This is a genomic window from Larkinella punicea (assembly GCF_003334855.1).
Classification (GTDB): Bacteria; Bacteroidota; Bacteroidia; order Cytophagales; family Spirosomataceae; genus Larkinella; species Larkinella punicea.
The window spans coordinates 1-18473 of the sequence record NZ_QOWE01000033.1; the positions used below are offsets into that span (position 1 = coordinate 1).

The 18473-nt window shown below is 48.8% G+C and carries 16 protein-coding genes; 12 read left to right on the forward strand and 4 right to left on the reverse strand.

Going from position 1 to position 18473, the window contains the following annotated elements; translation table 11 throughout:
- Positions 1-527 precede the first annotated feature (527 nt).
- From DUE52_RS32245 to DUE52_RS29230, 10 genes are all read left to right on the forward strand, one after another.
- Entirely contained in the window at positions 528-791 is a 264-nt protein-coding gene (locus DUE52_RS32245; RefSeq protein ID WP_133299976.1) for a hypothetical protein, read from the forward strand.
- A gap of 62 nt (positions 792-853) precedes the next feature.
- Positions 854-1795, forward strand: a complete 942-nt coding sequence (locus DUE52_RS29185; RefSeq protein ID WP_133299977.1) for a carboxypeptidase-like regulatory domain-containing protein — start codon at positions 854-856, stop codon at positions 1793-1795.
- A 132-nt stretch (positions 1796-1927) separates the two neighbouring features.
- Complete coding sequence (locus DUE52_RS29190) at positions 1928-2368, forward strand: hypothetical protein (RefSeq protein ID WP_133299978.1); 441 nt, start codon at positions 1928-1930, stop codon at positions 2366-2368.
- Complete coding sequence (locus DUE52_RS32250) at positions 2358-3164, forward strand: hypothetical protein (protein ID WP_133299979.1); 807 nt, start codon at positions 2358-2360, stop codon at positions 3162-3164. Before DUE52_RS29190 ends, DUE52_RS32250 begins: the two co-directional genes overlap by 11 nt.
- 47 nt (positions 3165-3211) lie before the next feature.
- The gene (locus tag DUE52_RS29200; protein WP_114409635.1) at positions 3212-3406 is read left to right on the forward strand and encodes a hypothetical protein; all 195 of its coding nucleotides are present in this window, start codon (positions 3212-3214) and stop codon (positions 3404-3406) included.
- 538 nt (positions 3407-3944) lie between these two features.
- The gene (locus DUE52_RS32255) at positions 3945-4475 is read left to right on the forward strand and encodes a hypothetical protein (RefSeq protein WP_133299980.1); all 531 of its coding nucleotides are present in this window, start codon (positions 3945-3947) and stop codon (positions 4473-4475) included.
- 196 nt (positions 4476-4671) lie between these two features.
- Entirely contained in the window at positions 4672-6450 is a 1779-nt protein-coding gene (gene argS, locus DUE52_RS29215) for an arginine--tRNA ligase (protein ID WP_114409638.1), read from the forward strand.
- Between the two features lie 16 nt (positions 6451-6466).
- Positions 6467-7084: a glutathione peroxidase gene (locus DUE52_RS29220; protein WP_114409639.1), complete on the forward strand. Its 618-nt coding sequence runs from the start codon at positions 6467-6469 to the stop codon at positions 7082-7084.
- 123 nt (positions 7085-7207) lie between these two features.
- Positions 7208-8101 (forward strand): 1,4-dihydroxy-2-naphthoate polyprenyltransferase, encoded by an 894-nt coding sequence (locus DUE52_RS29225; protein WP_114409640.1) that lies wholly within the window; start codon positions 7208-7210, stop codon positions 8099-8101.
- 22 nt (positions 8102-8123) lie between these two features.
- On the forward strand, positions 8124-8816 hold the full coding sequence (locus DUE52_RS29230; protein WP_114409641.1) for an aspartate/glutamate racemase family protein: 693 nt from the start codon (positions 8124-8126) through the stop codon (positions 8814-8816).
- Between the two features lie 126 nt (positions 8817-8942).
- Here DUE52_RS29230 and ileS read toward each other — a convergent pair whose 3' ends face one another.
- The gene (gene ileS, locus DUE52_RS29235) at positions 8943-12425 is read right to left on the reverse strand and encodes an isoleucine--tRNA ligase (protein ID WP_229312352.1); all 3483 of its coding nucleotides are present in this window, start codon (positions 12423-12425) and stop codon (positions 8943-8945) included.
- Positions 12426-12637: 212 nt separating this feature from the next.
- Between ileS and DUE52_RS29240 the strand changes: the two genes are divergently transcribed.
- Both DUE52_RS29240 and DUE52_RS29245 read left to right on the forward strand, forming a co-directional pair.
- Positions 12638-13090, forward strand: coding sequence for a hypothetical protein (locus DUE52_RS29240; RefSeq protein ID WP_133299981.1), 453 nt, complete (start codon positions 12638-12640; stop codon positions 13088-13090).
- 12 nt (positions 13091-13102) lie between these two features.
- A complete protein-coding gene (locus DUE52_RS29245; protein ID WP_114409644.1) occupies positions 13103-13588 on the forward strand; it encodes a hypothetical protein in 486 nt (161 codons plus the stop codon).
- 33 nt (positions 13589-13621) lie between these two features.
- Here the strand turns inward: DUE52_RS29245 and DUE52_RS29250 are convergent, their stop codons facing one another.
- From DUE52_RS29250 to DUE52_RS29260, 3 genes are all read right to left on the reverse strand, one after another.
- On the reverse strand, positions 13622-14671 hold the full coding sequence (locus DUE52_RS29250) for a sialidase family protein (RefSeq protein WP_114409645.1): 1050 nt from the start codon (positions 14669-14671) through the stop codon (positions 13622-13624).
- Between the two features lie 229 nt (positions 14672-14900).
- The gene (locus tag DUE52_RS29255) at positions 14901-16814 is read right to left on the reverse strand and encodes a CocE/NonD family hydrolase (RefSeq protein ID WP_114409646.1); all 1914 of its coding nucleotides are present in this window, start codon (positions 16812-16814) and stop codon (positions 14901-14903) included.
- An 18-nt stretch (positions 16815-16832) separates the two neighbouring features.
- A complete protein-coding gene (locus DUE52_RS29260; protein ID WP_165841057.1) occupies positions 16833-18461 on the reverse strand; it encodes an alpha/beta hydrolase-fold protein in 1629 nt (542 codons plus the stop codon).
- Positions 18462-18473: the final 12 nt, after the last annotated feature.

Below are 18473 nucleotides of genomic sequence, written 5' to 3' on the forward strand. Positions count from 1 at the left end.
TTTCCAGGATGAACTCGGGTAACAGGAACTGAATCAGGGGCAAGAAACTCTCCAAAACAATACAGGTTTGATCAAAAACACAAACCTAAAAAAATCCTACGCCCTCCACAACTTTTGCTCTTGATCCGTTTTCGGGGCGTAATTGTCAGATTTGCACATGCAAAAATCGCACAGGTCCGGGGCTGCGATTCCATTCCTGTACGGTTTTGTGTCGTTCGATGTTTTACCATAAAACCTGTGTAAAGGTATGAAAAATGTATTACGCTTCAGTGTCGCGATTCTGGTTACAGACACGCTTTCAAAAAGTCTGACGATAGGAGAGACTTTTTCTTCCAAAGTAAGGTGCGCCATACCTTCTTTAGAGTTATCAACCACCTAAAGAAGAAAGTTAGATTAGTTTTTAGTCATCTGAGACCTCAAAAGCTGATTCTGGTATCATTATCAATGTAATATTTAAGAAAAACTGTTTTTTATTAGTTTGTGCAAGCAATTTAATTGGAATTGTTTTTACATTAACAGAAAGTTTTATGAAAAAGCTAAAACTAGTTTCTTCGAAACGACTACAAGTAGGCTTGTTGGCTACCATCCTTGTCTTTAGTACTGCTCAAGCAACATATGCTAAATTTATAGGCTGGGAAAATGACAATGGGGGCGGGTATGCTGTCAGTTGTGGTGGAGGTGCTTATACGGTAAATTTTGAGACATACTATTTCTGCGGTGTTGCTGTTGATCATAGAGAAGTATGGCGAGATGGAAATAACAGTGTATTGAGTGGTAACCCATGCCAGTAAAAGTTTGTCAATTTCAACATTACGTGCCTACCACATCGTTTTTGTGGTAGGCTTTATTGCAGATGAAGATAATTAAATTGTTGATTACTATCATATTGTTTTTTGTAACAGTTGCTTTTCCTGTTTTTGGACAAGTTGCTAAGTGTATAGTAATAGATGCATTAAATCATAAACCGGTGCCATATGCAACGGTTTATTCTAGTAAATCAGGAATGGGGATACACGCAGATGAAGAGGGGTATTTTGAATGGCATACAGGTATTTCATCTGATTCAATTGTAGTGTCAAGCGTAGGTTATAAACACCAGAAAATTATGATAAAATCATTAAAAGAAGATATAGTAAATTCTATAGAGATTAATCAGGATTTGGTAGAATTGAGCGAGGTAATAGTAAGGCCGGGTAGTAAAAGTTTAGAGAGAATAGTTGGTTTTTTTTACAATGAACCTGATAAAAATCGTGGAATGGGGCCAGGGGGAATCTCAGAAAATCAGATTTTTGTCAATTATTACCCTAATACTGAACAAATGGAAGGTTATATAAAAAAACTAATGTTTGATATAAAGGGATTTGATTTGTCCCAAAAAAGTTCTAGAGCTAGGATAAGAATACTCAGCTATAATAAATCGAGTGGTTTACCTGATCGTGATTTATTAAGGGAAAGTATTGTTGTTAAAATAACAAAATTCTCGCCAAATATTTTATTGAATATAGAAAAATATAAGATTGTTTTTCCGACAGATGGTGTATTTATTGGATTAGAGTTTATCTGCCATAATGAATTTATTTATAAAAAGAAATCATTATCTCGCCAGAAAACAGATTGTCCAAGAATTACTACAACGAAAGCAGAAAATTACAGAGAAGAAGGGAAAAGTTATTATTGGACTTATCATGCTAATAGATGGATATGGGCCTGCATTTCAGATGGTTCTATTTTTCCGGGACAAAGTTGGCACGGAAGAGTATTTAAATTCGGTGCAGTAATTAGTTCTTTTCAATAAGAAGCATGTTGAATATGGAAGTGCAGCAGCTTCTGGGGTCTTTGTGGTATCTGTTGAGATAGTAGTTGATAGTACAGCTTAAATTCTAAAACGAAATGAAACAGATGGGTTTGCTGACAAAAATAGGAAGTGTTGGAACTTTTAGAAGCAGGTGAGCCTGGCAACCGCTCCGCTCGGTTATGTTTCAGTGAAAGTGGCGCTCCTGAGAAAGGAGCCGATGGAACAGGTTATTACACTGATGACACTCGGATGGATTGCAAACTTCGTTATCAAAAGGCGGGAATCTATTTTGCTTTGGTGGCAAAATCACAATCACAACATCGTTCGGCAGGTATTTGGTGGGCAACGTCAACGACAATGGGTGGGAATTGGTATGCTGCTTACGAACCGAAATGCAAAGGAGAGACTATCAAGCAGGAAACACCCAGTAGTAATTATGTTAGCCACAATGATTGGGTTTGTCGGCCCTATGAGTCAACCACAGCCTTACATCGATATAAGTTTAAGACAACATTCTATAATTACTCTTGGAATTTTAGTTACGGTGAATTAGAAATTAGTCATGGTTACTAATATTATTTTCAACGCCTTCAGTTACCTGAAGGCGTTGATTTTCTTGATTTTCAGCCTTTTTATTGTAGCTGAGGCTACAGCTCAAACCACCTTATATCTGAAGCCAACCGTTGGTTTGCAAACGCTATTTTCAGATTTCACTCAACCTCCAAGTTATGGACATCTTCGGAAATCTTTTGGGAATTACGATTTTTGGAGTTTGTTAGTCCAATATGATATTAACTCTAAATTGAGAATTTCAACCGGAGTTAGTGAAAGTGATATTGGTTGGGGGTATAAAATTAAAGCGCCCACAACACGAGCAGCACAGAGAACAGCAGCTCCAATCATTCAATTTCCATTAAAAGCGGATATTTTGCTGAAAGAAAATATCCGGATTGGTAAACTTGATAAAATTGGTTATCGCTACGCCATGATTTTCGATTTGTATACAACGGCTGGAATCAGCTATGACTGGTTTAGATTTGATAATTATGAAGGGGCAATTCTTGGGCTAAGTGTTACAGACCCAAAACTGGATAAAATCGAAATCGAAGAAAAACTCCCCAATGTCCTCCACCGGCGCGGGGCCTCGATTCAGGCCGGGATTGGTTTTCAGTTCAAAAGCCACGACAAAGACCGGCTCGATATTCAGTTGGTTTATTCGCAGGGCTTGAGAAAATTGGTAACCGCCGACGTGGATTATACCATCAACCAAACCGCGTATTTCCTGCAAATGGCGGCTAGAGGCACCGCGTTTCGGATCACGGCATCCTATCCCATTCGGCTCAGCAAGCGCAGAAAGTCTGAAGAGTAATTCGGTAACGTTTGTCCGTAGCGGTTTCTTGTTTTTAGCATCACGATATGCCACTGAATAGAAAACAAAAAAAAGAACTTCCATTCGCCGGGCTGTTTTTTGCAATCTGCATGATGGCTTTCAGTTCCTATGGCTCCTTTGATGCAACCAAGGCAGGTTTTTACTTGTCGCTTTTGGCCGGGTTATTATGGATGATAATGACAGGTTATCTTGTTAGTGAATTTCAGAATGAAAAAGATTAATTTTGCTTTAAGAAAATTGTGCCTATTTTATAAAATTTGCATAATGAACGTAAACATAATTGCAGAGAAGCTAAGAATTAAATATGATAATTATGTAGAAGGTTCATTGACCGAAAATGACTATCGGTTTTGGATTGTGTATATTACCAGTGCCGTTGCAGGTTGTCTAATTTATTACTTCTACACGTTCAAATTCAAATATTTTTTTAATATAAAAGATTCCAGAAGTCTTGCACTGGTAATGGCAGCCGTTTGCTTATTGTTTCCGGCTGTTTCCTTGCGGAGGCTCCATATTGTTGCAGTTTTCATACTAATTCATTTGGTGAAAAGTTTGCTTGAAATGAATGCCTGAGTAGGCAAAAATAAACTAACCTGATTCATCACGTCAAAGTGAATAGGGGCTATTCAGGCACGGTTTTTTGTCGCCATAAAAATGGGGAAATGTTTAGTTATTTGCTTATTATTAGTTGTATCAACTACCTGCTTTTCACAGAATAAGTTTACGCATGGTGTTGGTATTGCCTGGCAAAGTACCGTTATGAACTTTTTTAATTTCAAACCCATTCCTACCTTCTCCTATTATATGCCATATAATTATGAGCGGAATATACAGGGATTAGGTCTGCAATCATTCGTTACGTATAATATTTCTAATCAATGGGCGTTTTCGTATGTTCCAACGCTACGCTATGACGATCTAGAAATTAATCCCGATACCATTCCCGGAAACTACAGACGGGGGTTGATTGTCAATCACCAATTTTCCATACTGAGAAGTTTAGGCATAAAAAACAAATTCAATCGAAACCATAAGGTCGGTATAGGGTATTCTCTATTTAATTCTTTTAACAAAGCGATAAAATTTTACGATCCTGTTTATCAAATTCATTTTTCTATTCCATTGCGATTTCCAGCGATCACCCTGCGATATGATATACCCCTTGGTAAGAAGCTTTTGCTTTTTCCAACCGCCAATATCATTTATAAGGATTTTCCAAATGATCCCGTTTCCGGAAATCGGCGGTATGTATTTTATACTGTCTCCGTGTTGTATACAGCAGGACGCTAATTTTACACAAATGTTAAAATTATCCTGCAAATGGCGGCTCGTGGCTCCCCTTTCCAAATACCCCATCCTATCTCATCCGGCTCAGCAAACGGAGGAACCGGGACGAATGAGCGGTTTTTAATGCAGTTCCTTCCCTTCAACACGGATGGAAACTAATTTTTGGCGTAGTTTTGTGCTTTGAATCTTACCTGGTCGAATGGACATTCAAGCACAACTCAAACTAGCCATTGCCGAAGCGATCAATTCGCTGTTCAATGTGCCCGTTGAAACCGTTATTCTGCAACCTACCAAAAAAGAATTTGAAGGGCTCTATACTTTCGTGACCTTCCCGTTGACCAAAACGACCCGAAAACCGCCGGTGGAGATCGGTCAGGCCATCGGAACGTATCTGAAAGAAAACACGACGATTATCAGCCAATTCAATGTTGTTCAGGGCTTTCTGAACCTCACCATCGCCGATTCGGTCTGGGTCGAGGAGTTGAGCGCGATTCTGGCGAATCCGGACTGGGGGCAGTTGCCGTCGCGAAACGAGTCGGTGATGGTGGAGTTTTCGTCGCCCAACACCAACAAACCGCTGCACCTGGGCCACCTGCGCAACAACTTTCTGGGCGATTCGGTCAGCCGGATTCTGAAAGCCAACGGCTACGACGTCGTGAAAGCCTGTCTGGTCAACGACCGGGGCATTCACATCTGCAAGTCGATGCTGGCCTATCAGGAGTTTGGCAATGGCGAGACACCCGAATCGACGGGCATGAAAGGTGATCACCTGATCGGGAAATACTACGTCTGGTTCGACAAAGCCCACAAGCAGCAAATCGAGGAGCTGATCGAGGAGGGAATGCCGCGGGAAGAAGCCGAGAAAAAAACGCCCCTGCTGCTGAAAGTGCAGGAAATGCTGCGGAAGTGGGAGCAGGGCGACCCCGAAACCGTCGCGCTCTGGAAGCAGATGAACGAGTGGGTATATGCCGGTTTTGCCGAAACCTACCACGAAATTGGCGTGAGTTTCGATAAAACCTACTACGAATCGGAGACCTATCTGCTGGGCAAAGATGTCATCGAAGACGGTTTGCAGAAGAACGTTTTCTACCGTAAACCGGATGGCTCGGTCTGGATCGACCTCGCCGACGAAGGGCTCGATCAGAAGCTGGTGCTGCGGTCGGATGGCACCTCGGTGTACATCACGCAGGATTTGGGCACCACCGACCTGAAATTTCAGGATTATCCGGTTCAGCGCGGTATCTGGGTAGTGGGCAACGAGCAGGACTACCATTTTGCGGTATTATTTGCGATTCTGCGCCGGTTGGGTCGCCCTTATGCCGACGGCCTGTTCCACCTTTCCTACGGCATGGTCGACTTGCCTAGTGGCAAAATGAAGTCGCGCGAAGGCACGGTGGTCGATGCCGATGACCTGATCGAAGAGATGGTTGAAACCGCCCGGAACCGCACCCGGGAATTGGGTAAAATTGACGACTTTGAAAGCGAAGAAGCCACCCGGCTGTATCACATGCTGGCGATGGGGGCTTTGAAATATTATTTATTGAAGGTGGATCCGAAAAAAAGGATGACGTTTAACCCGGAGGAGTCGATTGATTTCCAGGGACATACCGGACCCTTTATTCAATATACCCACGCCCGGATTTGCTCGGTTTTGCGCAAAGCGGCCCAGTTGGGAATTGATCCTGCGGGTTCATTAAACTTGGTCGAACTGGCTGATAGTGAGCAACAACTCGTCTATTTATTGACGCAGTTTTACCAGCGTATTACCGAAGCCGGAACCGATTACGCCCCCTCGTATCTGGGGCAGTATGCCTTCGAACTGGCCAAGGCCTACAACCAGTTTTACGGGGAGTTGTCGATCCTGTCGGAACCGGATGCCGACAAACTCAAATTTCGAGTGGCATTATCGAAAGCCGTTGTCGAAACTATCTGTAAAACAATGGAGTTATTAGGAATTGAAGTGCCTACTAAAATGTAAACCTCTCCCAACTCAAATGAAAAAGCTGCTTCTTCTAGTATCTGTTGGTGTCCTGGCTGTAACCTTATCCAGCTTTATGTCTGTAAAAACTGTTTTAAATTTCCTGCTGAGCGACAAGAGTGAAGTCGCTGTACGTCCGGCGAACGCGGTTGCTCCAACCAAATCATTGTACGATTTTACCGTCAACTCCATTGAAGGTAAAACCGTCCCCCTGAAACAATACCGGGGTAAAAAGGTGGTGATCCTGAACACGGCCTCCAAGTGCGGTTTTACGCCACAGTTTGAAAAATGGGAAGCGTTCTACAAAGAACACGGCGACAAAGTGGTCGTTTTAGGATTCCCGTCCAACAACTTTAAGAGCCAGGATCCCGGCAGCAACTCCGAAATCGCTGAGTTCTGCAAAAAGAATTACGGTGTATCGTTCCCGATGTTCGAGAAAACCGAAGTGCTGGGCGAAAACCAGGCTCCGCTCTACAAGTGGCTGTCTGATAAGTCGATGAACGGCTGGAATGACAAGGTGCCAACCTGGAACTTCTGTAAATACGTCATCAACGAAAAAGGCGAACTGACGCACTTCTTCGCATCCAAAGTGTTACCAACCGATCCGGAATTCAAGTCGGCTGTTGGTATTTGAGTTAAAATTTAATGATAAATGTAAAATGTAGAATGATGAATGTAAAAGTGATGGCTGGTATAAACTCCGTCACTTTTACATTCATCATTCTACATTTTACATTTATCATTTATTGCTAAAACTATGAAATCCTGGCTTGCGGCTGCCCGGCCGCGTACTTTACCGCTGGCGCTGGCCAGCATTATTCTGGGAAGTTTTCTGGCGGCATCAGCCGGCCGGTTTAGCTGGACCATCTGCGTTCTGGCGTCACTCACCACCATTTTTCTGCAAATACTCTCCAACTTCGCCAACGACTACGGCGATGCGGTTTCGGGCAAGGATACCGCCGAACGTGTCGGCCCTCGCCGGGCGGTGGCAACCGGCCTGATTACCAAAGAATCCATGTTGCGCGGGATTATCACTACTTCTTTGCTGGCGTTGATTTCAGGCATCTGGCTGCTGGTCGAGTCGCTAAAAAATGCGCCGACGGAAGTTTTCTGGATTTTCGTGGGCCTGGGTTTACTCTGCATCGGGGCCGCTATTGCGTACACCAACGGCAAACGACCCTACGGCTACAGCGGTTTTGGCGACATTGCCGTTTTGCTTTTCTTCGGCTGGGTAGGCGTTCTGGGAACCTACTTTCTGCATACCCTGTCCTTCGAACCCATTCTGCTGTTACCCGCCACCAGTGTTGGTTTACTGGCCACCGGCGTTCTGAATATCAACAACATCCGGGATATTGAAACCGATGCCAAAACCGGCAAATACTCTATTCCGGTGCGGCTGGGGCGGGAGCGGGCCGTTCGCTACCACTGGCTGCTGCTCTTGGGCGGTATGCTTTGTGCCGTAATCTACACGCTGCTCATCGGGCACAACGTATTTAGCTGGCTGTATTTGCTGGCCTTTCCGCTGTTTGTGCTGAATGGCCGGGCGGTTGCGAATCACCAAAAACCGGGGGAGTTGAACCCGCGGCTAGGACAACTCGCCTTATCGACCTTGCTATTTGTCGTATTGTGGGGCGTAGCGTTGGTAGGATAATCACCGTAACCGATCTTGAAAAATGAAAACCATCGGAATCATCGGCGGCATGTCGTGGGAAAGCTCGGCGGTTTACTATCGCCTGATCAATCAGGAGATTGGTAAACGGTTGGGCGGTCATTATTCGGCGAAACTCGTGCTGTCGAGTGCCAATTTTGAAGAATTCAGCCAGTGGCAAAAAGCCGACGACTGGAAGGCCATTGAAACCGCCGTCGACGACATGGCGCAGGGCCTGGTTCGCGCCGGAGCCGATTTTGTGGTCATTGCCTGCAACACCCAGCACGAAGTCGCTGAAGGCGTGACCGAGCGCTTGCCGGTTCCGCTGTTGCACATTACCGATGTAACTGCCAAAGCCATTCAGAAAGCCGGTTTTCGGAAAGTCGGTTTATTAGGAACCCGCTTCACGATGGAACGCCAATTTTTTCGCGGGCGATTGAAAGAGTGTTTCGGCATCGACGTCATTTTGCCCGATGATGAGGACCAAAAATACGTTCACGACAAAATTTACCACGAATTCAGCAAAGGCATCTTCAGCGAAAGCACCCGCATCCGCTTTGTGGAGATCATCGAAAAACTCGCCGGGCAGGGTGCGGAAGGGGTTATTTTAGGTTGTACTGAAATCCCCATTCTGGTTCAGGCGGAACATACAAACGTGCCGCTGTTCGATACCACGACGCTTCACGCCCTGGCAGCGGTCGAATTTAGTCTTATTTAAAACAATACTCAGGCCCTTGTGTTTCTACACATAGATGGTGGATCATGTGTAGAAAGGAATGTGCCGGAGGATTCACCATCTTTTTAAAAGAAATACCCACGAACCTTAATCCGTGGGTACCCATTGTTACGCGACTGCCACTTTCACGCGCAGCAGAAACTCATCCATTTCAATTTCCGTTGCATTTCCGTTCAGGTCGTTGACTAACTCCAGCGACAGCGCCTGTACTTCCTGACAGATATACTCTTTGTGGGTTTCGATGGCACTGGTCAGCACCTCGGTCGTGCTGTTCTCCAACTCGATCCGAATCTTATCCGTAACCTCAAAATTCTGGTCTTTCCGCAGGTTCTGGATGCGGTTGATAAAGTCGCGGGCGATGCCTTCCTGACGCAATTCGGGCGTAACCGTAACGTCCAGCGCAACCGTCAAGCCGCTTTGTGTCGCCACAATCCAGCCCGGAACGTCCTCCGTCCGGATTTCAACATCCGCCATCGTAATCTCACCAATCGCCAGTTGCATGCTGCCGGCGGCTTCCAGTTTACGGATGTCGTCTTCGGTCATGGTGTTGATGGTCGTCGCCACGTCCTTCATCATCGGACCGAATTTCGGCCCCAGCGTTTTGAAGTTGGGCTTGATTTTCTTCTTCAGAATACCGGACGCATCGTCGATAAACTCGACGGCTTTCACGTTCACTTCCGACTGAATGATTGGCGAAACGTGCTCGATCTGCCGCCGGGTCGTTTCGTTCAAAACCGGGATCAGCACCTTCGTCAGCGGCTGGCGCACCTTAATTTTATGCCCTTTCCGCAGCGAGTGAACCAGCGAACAGATGTCCTGCCCCAGTTGCATGGAGGTTTCGAGATCGCTGTCGATCAACGCCTGCTCCGCTTTCGGGAAATTGGTCAGGTGAACCGACAAGTCCGTTTCTTTGGTCAGGTTGCGGTAGAGCCAGTCGGCGAAGAACGGCGCGATCGGCGACATCAGTTTGGAAACCGTTGTCAGACATTCGTGCAGGGTTTCATAAGCCGCGCGGGTGTCTGCCCCTAAATCCCCTAAAGGGGACTTGGACGCGGAATCAGCCGGATTTTCAAAGTCCCCTTTAGGGCCGGGGTCGCGGGCGACTTTAGGCGCATTCCAGAAGCGCCGACGCGAAAGCCGCACGTACCAGTTTGAAAGCTGGTCGTTCACAAAATCCTGCACCGCCCGGCCCGCTTTGGTTGGGTTATAATTCTCGAATTGCTGCTCTACTTCCAACACCAGCGATTGCAGTTTCGACAAGATCCAGCGGTCCAGTTCCGGACGTTGATCAACGGGAATGGTCCGAACGCCATCGAAATCGAACTGATCCAGGTTGGCATACAGCGCGAAGAACGAATACGTATTATAAAGTGTCCCGAAAAACCGGCGCTGTACTTCGGCAATGCCGTCAATGTTGAATTTCAGGTTATCCCAGGGCTCGGCGTTGGTGATCATGTACCAGCGGGTGGCATCGGCCCCGTAGGTCGCCAGCGTCGTGAATGGATCGACGGCGTTGCCCAGCCGCTTCGACATTTTGTTGCCGTTTTTGTCCAGCACCAAACCGGTCGACACCACGTTTTTAAACGCTACCGACGAATCGACTTTCTCATCCAGCGTGCCGAGCATCCCGGAAATGGCGTGGAGCGTGAAGAACCAGCCGCGTGTCTGATCGACGCCCTCGGAGATGAAGTCGGCGGGATACGCCTTTTCGAAAACGTCCTTGTTCTCGAACGGATAATGCCACTGGGCGTAGGGCATTGCGCCCGAATCGAACCAGACGTCGATCAGATCCGACTCGCGTTGCAGCACTTTGCCAGATTCGGTAACCAGATACAATTCATCGACAAAAGGCCGGTGAAGGTCGTAATCACCGGACTCTATTTTTTGCAAATAGGCTTCGTTTTTGCTCTTTTGTTCGTCCGACAATAAGCCCGACGCAACGGCTTTTTCAACACCCGCTTTCAGTTCGGCGACCGAACCGATGCAGATTTCGTCGCCAGTTTCATTGCGCCAGATCGGCAACGGCGTCCCCCAAAACCGGCTGCGGCTGAGGTTCCAGTCCACCAGATTTTCGAGCCAGTTGCCAAACCGCCCGGTTCCGGTGCTTTCGGGGTTCCAGTTGATGGTTTTGTTCAGCGCGACCAGCTTGTCTTTTACCGCCGTCGTTTTAATAAACCAGCTATCGAGCGGGTAATACAGAATGGGTTTGTCGGTCCGCCAGCAGTGCGGGTACGGGTGTTCGTATTTTTCGACGTGAAATGCCTTCCCTTCGGTCTTTAACTTGATGGCAATCAGCACGTCCGTCGGTTTGAATTCCGGGGCTTCCTGCTCTTCGTCGGAATAATATTGCTCCTTCACATACCGCCCGGCAAACTCCCCGATTTCCTTTACAAACTGCCCGTGCTTATCAACAATCGGCACCTCTTTGCCGTTTTCATCCTTCACCATGATGGACGGAATGCCGTTTTGCTGGGCAACCCGGAAGTCATCGGCACCGAACGTCGGCGAGGTATGAACCACCCCCGTACCGTCTTCAGTCGTCACGAAATCGCCCAGAATGACGCGGAAAGCGGGCTTTTCGGGCTGCACATACGGCATGAGTTGTTCGTATTCGATCCCGGCCAGTTCCGCGCCTTTGAATTCATTCAGAATCGTCCAGGGAACCAGCTTTTTGTCCGAAGCCGCAAAGCCGTCAAAATCGCCGTCCTTGCCTTTTTCGTTAAACCAGCGGCCGACCAGTGCTTTGGCCAGCACCACATTCACTGGTTCGTAGGTGTATGGGTTGAACGTTTTGACCAGCACATAATCGATGTCTTTCCCGACGGTCAGCGCGGAGTTGCCCGGCAGGGTCCAGGGCGTGGTCGTCCAGGCGAGGATGTAGGCGTTTAAACCTTGCAGGTCTCCAAAGACCTGTAAGGTTTTCGCACTATCCTTTACCTTAAACATCGCTACAATCGTCGTGTCTTTCAGGTCTTTATACGTACCCGGCATGTTCAGTTCGTGCGACGATAGACCGGTTCCGGCCTTCGGCGAATACGGCTGAATCGTATAGCCTTTATACAGTAATCCCTTGTCATACAGCCGCTTCAGCAACTGCCAGACGGATTCGATATACTCACTCTGGTAGGTGACATACGGATTGTCAAGATCGACCCAGTAGCCCATTTTTTCGGTCAGGTCGTTCCACAAGTCCGTGAATTTCATCACAGCTTCCCGGCATTTCTGGTTGTAGTCCTCAATGCTGATACCCCCTTCCGATTCGGGCTTGCCGATGTGGTCTTTCGTAATGCCCAGTTCTTTTTCGACCTGCAACTCGATGGGCAAACCGTGGGTATCCCAACCCCCTTTGCGTTTGACCTGAAAGCCCTGCAAGGTTTTATACCGGCAAAAAATATCTTTAATCGCCCGGGCCATGACGTGGTGAATGCCCGGTTTTCCGTTTGCCGACGGCGGCCCTTCGTAAAACGTGAACGTAGGCTGGCCTTCGCGCGTGTCGACGGATTGTTCAAAGACGCGATTGGCTTTCCAGAATGCTAATATGTCATCGCCAACCTGCGCGTAATTCAGGTTCTTATATTCTTTGTAACTCACGATCGTACTGGGATTTGGAATTGACCGCAAAGATACGGAAAATTGGGCGGAACGCATGGCGCGTAGGGAATCCCTAAATTTGGCATTAACTTTGTGCGAATTGGGCTGGAAACGAGACACAAATACTACATTGCATCCGAAGTAGGTTAACGGCAAACGTGTCTAACCCGATCTGGAGAACCTTCGAATTTGTTTCACTAATGGGGTATGGCATGAATGAACTGGAACGATCAGCAGGAAATGGTGCCTTTCGACAGCATCGCAATCCGATTGATCAACGAGCACTCTACGATCGATTTGGCGCACTGGCCTACGGGATCATTTTGCAGATTCTTCCGCAATCGATCTTAGCGCAGAAGGCTCTGATGGAAGTTTTTTCTGCCGACAACTTACCTGCTTTCGCCAATTCGCCGGTTAATCCGGCAATAGCGGTCATCCGAATTGCACGCGCCAAAGCGCTTGAGTTGAAAGACAAAGCGAAGGAACGGGAGGATGCCCGCCCGGAACCATTTTCGGTAAACAACAGTTATTCACCGGAGTATATTTTTGACTTATCTTTTCGTCAGGGCTACTCCTTTGAAACAATTTCCGAGCAGTCTGGTCTTTCCAGACCGGAATTAGTAAAAGCCATTCGGGATTTTATTCACGTGTTTCGTCGATCGTAATTACGCAGGAAATTGGAAATTCGTCAATACATAGATAGTGGGGTTTTAGAGGCCTATCTGTTGGGATTAGCGTCCGAAGAGGAGCAACACGAAGTCCAGCAGATGAAGGTTCTTTATCCGGAAGTGTCTTCGGCTTTAAACGAGCTTGAGGTGGTGATTGAAGCGTATTGTGTCGAAAATTCGGTTCCCCCGCCACCCGGCACCTGGGAACTCATTCAGGCGCGCATTCCCGGTCAGGAAGTCAGGAAACGGGAGCCCGAAACGAACGACAAAAAAGACGCGGAACCCAAAACCGCTAAATCCGATTACGTGGAAGTGGAGGTGAGCGATTCGTTCATCCGCGTCCATAAATACTGGCGAGTCGCTTTCATGGTTGTGTTTATCTTATCCAAGATCTTTCTGATTGCCGGGTTGTATTATTACTTCAAAGCCGATAGCCAGCAGCAGGAAATCGAGCGACTCAAAAGCACCATTCAGCAACAGCAGGTTACACGCTGATTCTGTCTTTCAACAACCTTTCGGAGCCAATGACTACGGTTTTGGCCACTGCCCTTCCTTGATATTGGCCAACACCAGTTTGGCCGGGTCCAGCACTACATAGCGTATTTTCTTGCGATGGTGCGTGTAGGTGATGTGAACCAGTCCGTCGCGGGACTGAATCACGGCTGGGTATGAGAACTCACCACCGGGCTCGTTTTCGAGCACCACCGCAGCCTGCCAGCGTTTGCCATCGGGCGACAAGGCCACATTGAGCGGTGAGCGGCCTTTGGGCGTGTGGTTATACACCAGCAGTTGCCGGCCATCCTGGAGCGTTACGGCATCCGTCCCGGAATTCGGGTTGGGCAATTCAGTAGCCTTCAAATCCGTCCATTTCGTCCCGCCATCCTCCGACCAGGCTTCCAGAACCCGGCCGTTTTTACTGCGACATAGCAACTGCAAACGCCCGTTCGGGTGAAACAGCACGCTGGGCTGAATGGCACTGAACGCCTTGCCATCGTTGAGCGCCGGGGTTTTCTGCCAGGTTTTTCCGCCGTCCAGGCTGCTTTCCATGTGCAACCGCCAGCCGTTGTCTTCGCTGCTCGACGGGCTCAGCAATTTGCCGGAAGCCAGCAAAACCGGTTTGTTCTTGATCGGTCCGACAATGCCATCGGGCAGTCGCGTGGGTTTCGACCAGGTTTTGCCACCGTCGCCCGAACTCATCTGCATGCCCCACCAGGTCGACGGACTGGGGCCTACTTTATAAAACAACAACAACGGTCCATTCGGCATTTGAAACAAAACCGGATTCCAGGTGGGCTGCCGCTTTCCGACGGCCTGAACGCCATTCGCCAGTTCGACGGGGGGCGTCCAGCCCGCACCGGTTTTTCGGCTAAACCAGATACCCACATCAGGGTCCCGCTCATCGGTTCCGCCGAACCAGGCCGCCACCACGCCATCCGGGGTTTCGGCCAGCGTGGACGCGTGGCAGGAAGGAAACGGGGCGGTTTCGTAAATAAACCCGGATTGGACAATGCCGGTGGTTTGGGCCGCTAAAAAACCGGGGAGAAGACTGAGAAGGAAAAGGGTAAATCGGGCTTTCATGAAAGAATACAACTAAATTTTAAGGATAGGAATTTCATCCAAAGGTATTGGTTTCAATTGGAAATTAATCGCAAATTTTAGCAGGATTTGGACCAGTCCACGGTTTCAACCGTGGGCTGGTATTTTTGCCGCAGACAGCCTATTTTACGATTCATTATACCATAGCCAAACCGCCGGGCCATAAAGGAACTTCTCCCTTACAGCCCGGCGGTTTTATAGTCTAAAATTCTTAAATACTCTTGTTCAGCACCCGCACTTTGACGTGCGACGGATTTTTGTTCGAGAAGTAAACCCGTTGGGTGGTTTTCTGGAAATCAGCCTCTGTGGCGTCGTAGATGTTCATGAATTTGCCCGGATTGCGGTCGACCAATGGAAACCACGAACTCTGTACCTGTACCATCATTTTGTGGCCTTTCTTGAACGTGTGAGCCGCGTCCTGCATGTCGAATTTCACTTCGGTCACCTCACCCGGTTTCAGCGGTTCCGGTTTGGAGAAGCTGTTGCGGAATTTCGCCCGCATCACTTCGCCCCGAACCATCAACTGAAAACCGGCCATTTTGGTCGTCGGAATCGGGCTGGTGGCCGTCGTCGTGTCGGGATAGACGTCGATTAGTTTCACCACAAAATCGGCATCCGTTCCCGTTGAAGTCACAAACAGATTCGCCATCACATTCCCGGTAATCGTCAGGTCTTCCGTCAACGCTTCCGACTCATACACCATCACGTCGGGGCGGGCAGCCGCAAACCGCTGGTCTTCGTACATGAAATCGGCACCCCGGATAATCTGGACGTTGTTGGTATACGGAACCGGTTTTTTCGGATCATTCACGTATTCATCAAAAACCGCTTCGGTTTCCTTCGGTGGTTCGAACGACAGCTTGCCGTTGGCGTGTAAATAGATGCTGCGTTCTTCCGACTCTTTGGGTGGCCACTGGCTGTATTGCTTCCACTCGTTGGAACCCGTCAGGAAGATCGACGCATCCGGCAGTTGCGGGTCAGGGCCGTCTTTCAGGTAGTGATTGAAAAACGGCAGCTCGATTTTTTCCCGGTAGTACAGCGACGTTTTGGCGCCAAAACGAATATTTCCCAGCGATTCGCCGGTGCTGCGCGCCCAGCCACCGTGAATCCACGGCCCCATCACCAACTTGTTAGTCGTCTTCGGATTTTTGCTTTCAATACCGGCATACACCTTCAGCGGGCCGTACAAATCTTCCTGATCGAACCAGCCGCCCACGGTCATAATGGCCGGTTTGATGTTTTTCAGGTGCGGAACAACCGCCCGGCTTTGCCAGTATTCGTCGTAGGCATCGTGTACCATCATCTCCTGCCAGAGCGCATTTTCGCCTTTGAAATACTTCTCGTTGACCTTCGACAGCGGCCCGACATTCATGTAAAATTTATACGAATCCGGGGTGTAATAACCACTGAAACGGGGGCCTCCTTTCGTGGTCGGAGCCGGGCGGGGCTGGCCATAGGACGACAGAAAGGCGAAGGTGCCCATCAGGAAAAACGCGCCGTTGTGGTGCCGGTCGTCGCCCATATACCAGTCCGTCACCGGGGCCTGGGGCGAAACCGCCTTGAGGGCCGGGTGGGCGTCGATGGCGGTCATGGTGGTGTAAAAACCGGGTGCCGAAATGCCCCAGGTGCCCACCTTTCCGTTGTTGTTCGGAATGTTTTTGATCAGCCAGTCGATGGCGTCGTAAGTGTCCGAACTCTCATCCACATCGGTTTTCTTCTTTTTGTCGGGAATGTGCGGCCGAACTGCTACAAAGTTACCTTCCGACATCCAACGACCCCGAACATCCTGATACACAAAGATGTAACCATCTTTGGCAAATGCCATTGATGGTCCCAGCGATGTTTTATACGCGTCTGCTCCGTAGGGTGCCACGCTGTAGGGCGTCCGGTCGAACATGATCGGGTACTTCTGCGAGGTGTTTTTCGGCGTATAAATCGATGTGAACAATTTCACCCCGTCGCGCATCGGCACCATCACTTCCGTCTTGACGTAATTTTCCCGGATGTATAACGAATCCGCCTTGTTGACCCCCGGCACTTGCGCCAGCAGTGGATTACTTAGAGCAACGACCACCACCAGCAGCAGAAGTTGGCAAATCGACGGTATTTTCAGACTGATTTTCATGCGATTGCGTTGGTTAGACTAATTGGCTTTCGTCGTTGCACCCTTGGCCGGAGCCATCTTTTTGATGTGTGCATCCATGATTTTGAGCAACTCGCCGTTGGAATAGGGCCGCCAGCTATGGCCACCCCGGTCGCCGTAGGTAATCGAACCGCCATAGGCTGGATTGGTGGTTTTGCTCAAAAACTCGTCGACTTTATACACCCCAAAGTTAAGGAAGAAATCGTCCATCCGCCCAACGATGATGTTCAGCTTGCCCACCAGCTTCGGCCCAACGGTGGCCCAGTTTTTCTCCAGATAATGGCGCAGGTCGTAATGTTCCTTCCAGTAAGCGGCCACGCTGGGATCGATCACCCCGGTTTTTTTGTCGAACAGCGGTTTGAAATACCCGTCGGCACCGACCGGCCCGAACACCGAACTCCAGACGTCGAGCTGACCGCCCGACCGCCCTTTCGTGCCGTTGACCAGTTCCATCATGTTGCGCTGTTCGGAGGTCAGACGCGGTTCGCCGGTTGCCGGAATACGCGTGTTCGTCGTGGGCACTTTATACCATTCGTATTCTTTGTAAAACGCATTTTTGTCTTTGTAAATATCGATGCCTTCCACGTTCCAGAAGTCGAGCGGATCGGGCGCAAACGACCAGGTTCCGCCGTAAAATTCCGGATACCAGACCTGAAGTGCGAACGATTCCCAGCCGCCGGTCGAACCGCCGGTGAGCAAACGGGCGTAGCCTTCGCGGATGCAACGGAATTTGGTTTCAATTTCCGGGATCAATTCCTCGTGAATGGCGTCGCCAAACGGGCCGTTGTTGGCCGAGTTGACCGCGTACGAATCATCAAAATACGGCGACGGATGTTGCAGCGTGATGGCAATAAACCGGGGGCCATTATCCGCTGTCCAGTCTTTGTAAAACTCGTTGTTTGGGTTTTCGGCAAACCGGAACGGGGGCGCGGTCGAAAAGTGGCCTTGCTGATACACCGTCGGATAGAGCCGGGTAGGTTCCTCGTCGTAGCCTTTCGGTAATAAAATCGTCGCGCCGATGAAAATGGGATGACCCCAGAATTTCGTCAATTTGGCGCTCTGAATTTTGATGTGCTTCACCCATTTGGTATCCGCAGGTACCGAAATGGGCGGAATCACCTTCGTCACTTCCAGCTTGATGGTTTCGCTTTTCGCCGGGTCGATCGTGATTTTCTGAACGGCACTGTAGACATTCCCCGGCGATCGGGTCCATTGCTGGCCTTCCCACTGATCCATGTGCATCCACACCGTGTGGCCGTCCGACCGCTTGAATTCGGTGTATTTGTTCAAAACCGCCTGCACAAAATACTCGCCTTTCGGAACATCTTTCAGCGCGTTAATGGGATAACCCAGCGTAGAACCGTCGATGGTGATGGCTTTGCCCGCGGCCAGTTTTTCAAAATCCGCTCCCCAGAACTGCGTGCCATAACGGCCCACCTGCTGGCGGGGTTCGGTGCTGTCTTTGCGCGTAATGATCAGAAACATCCGACCCGTCAGGGGCGTTGCACTGATGGCGGCCGGAAACGAAAGTTCAAACTTGAGCTTCGTCTGGGAAAAACCGGCAAATGAGGTCAGAACAGCCAGAACGATGAGCAATCGCCGGGCGATCTTACTGTGGAAATGATTCATAAAATGGGGGTT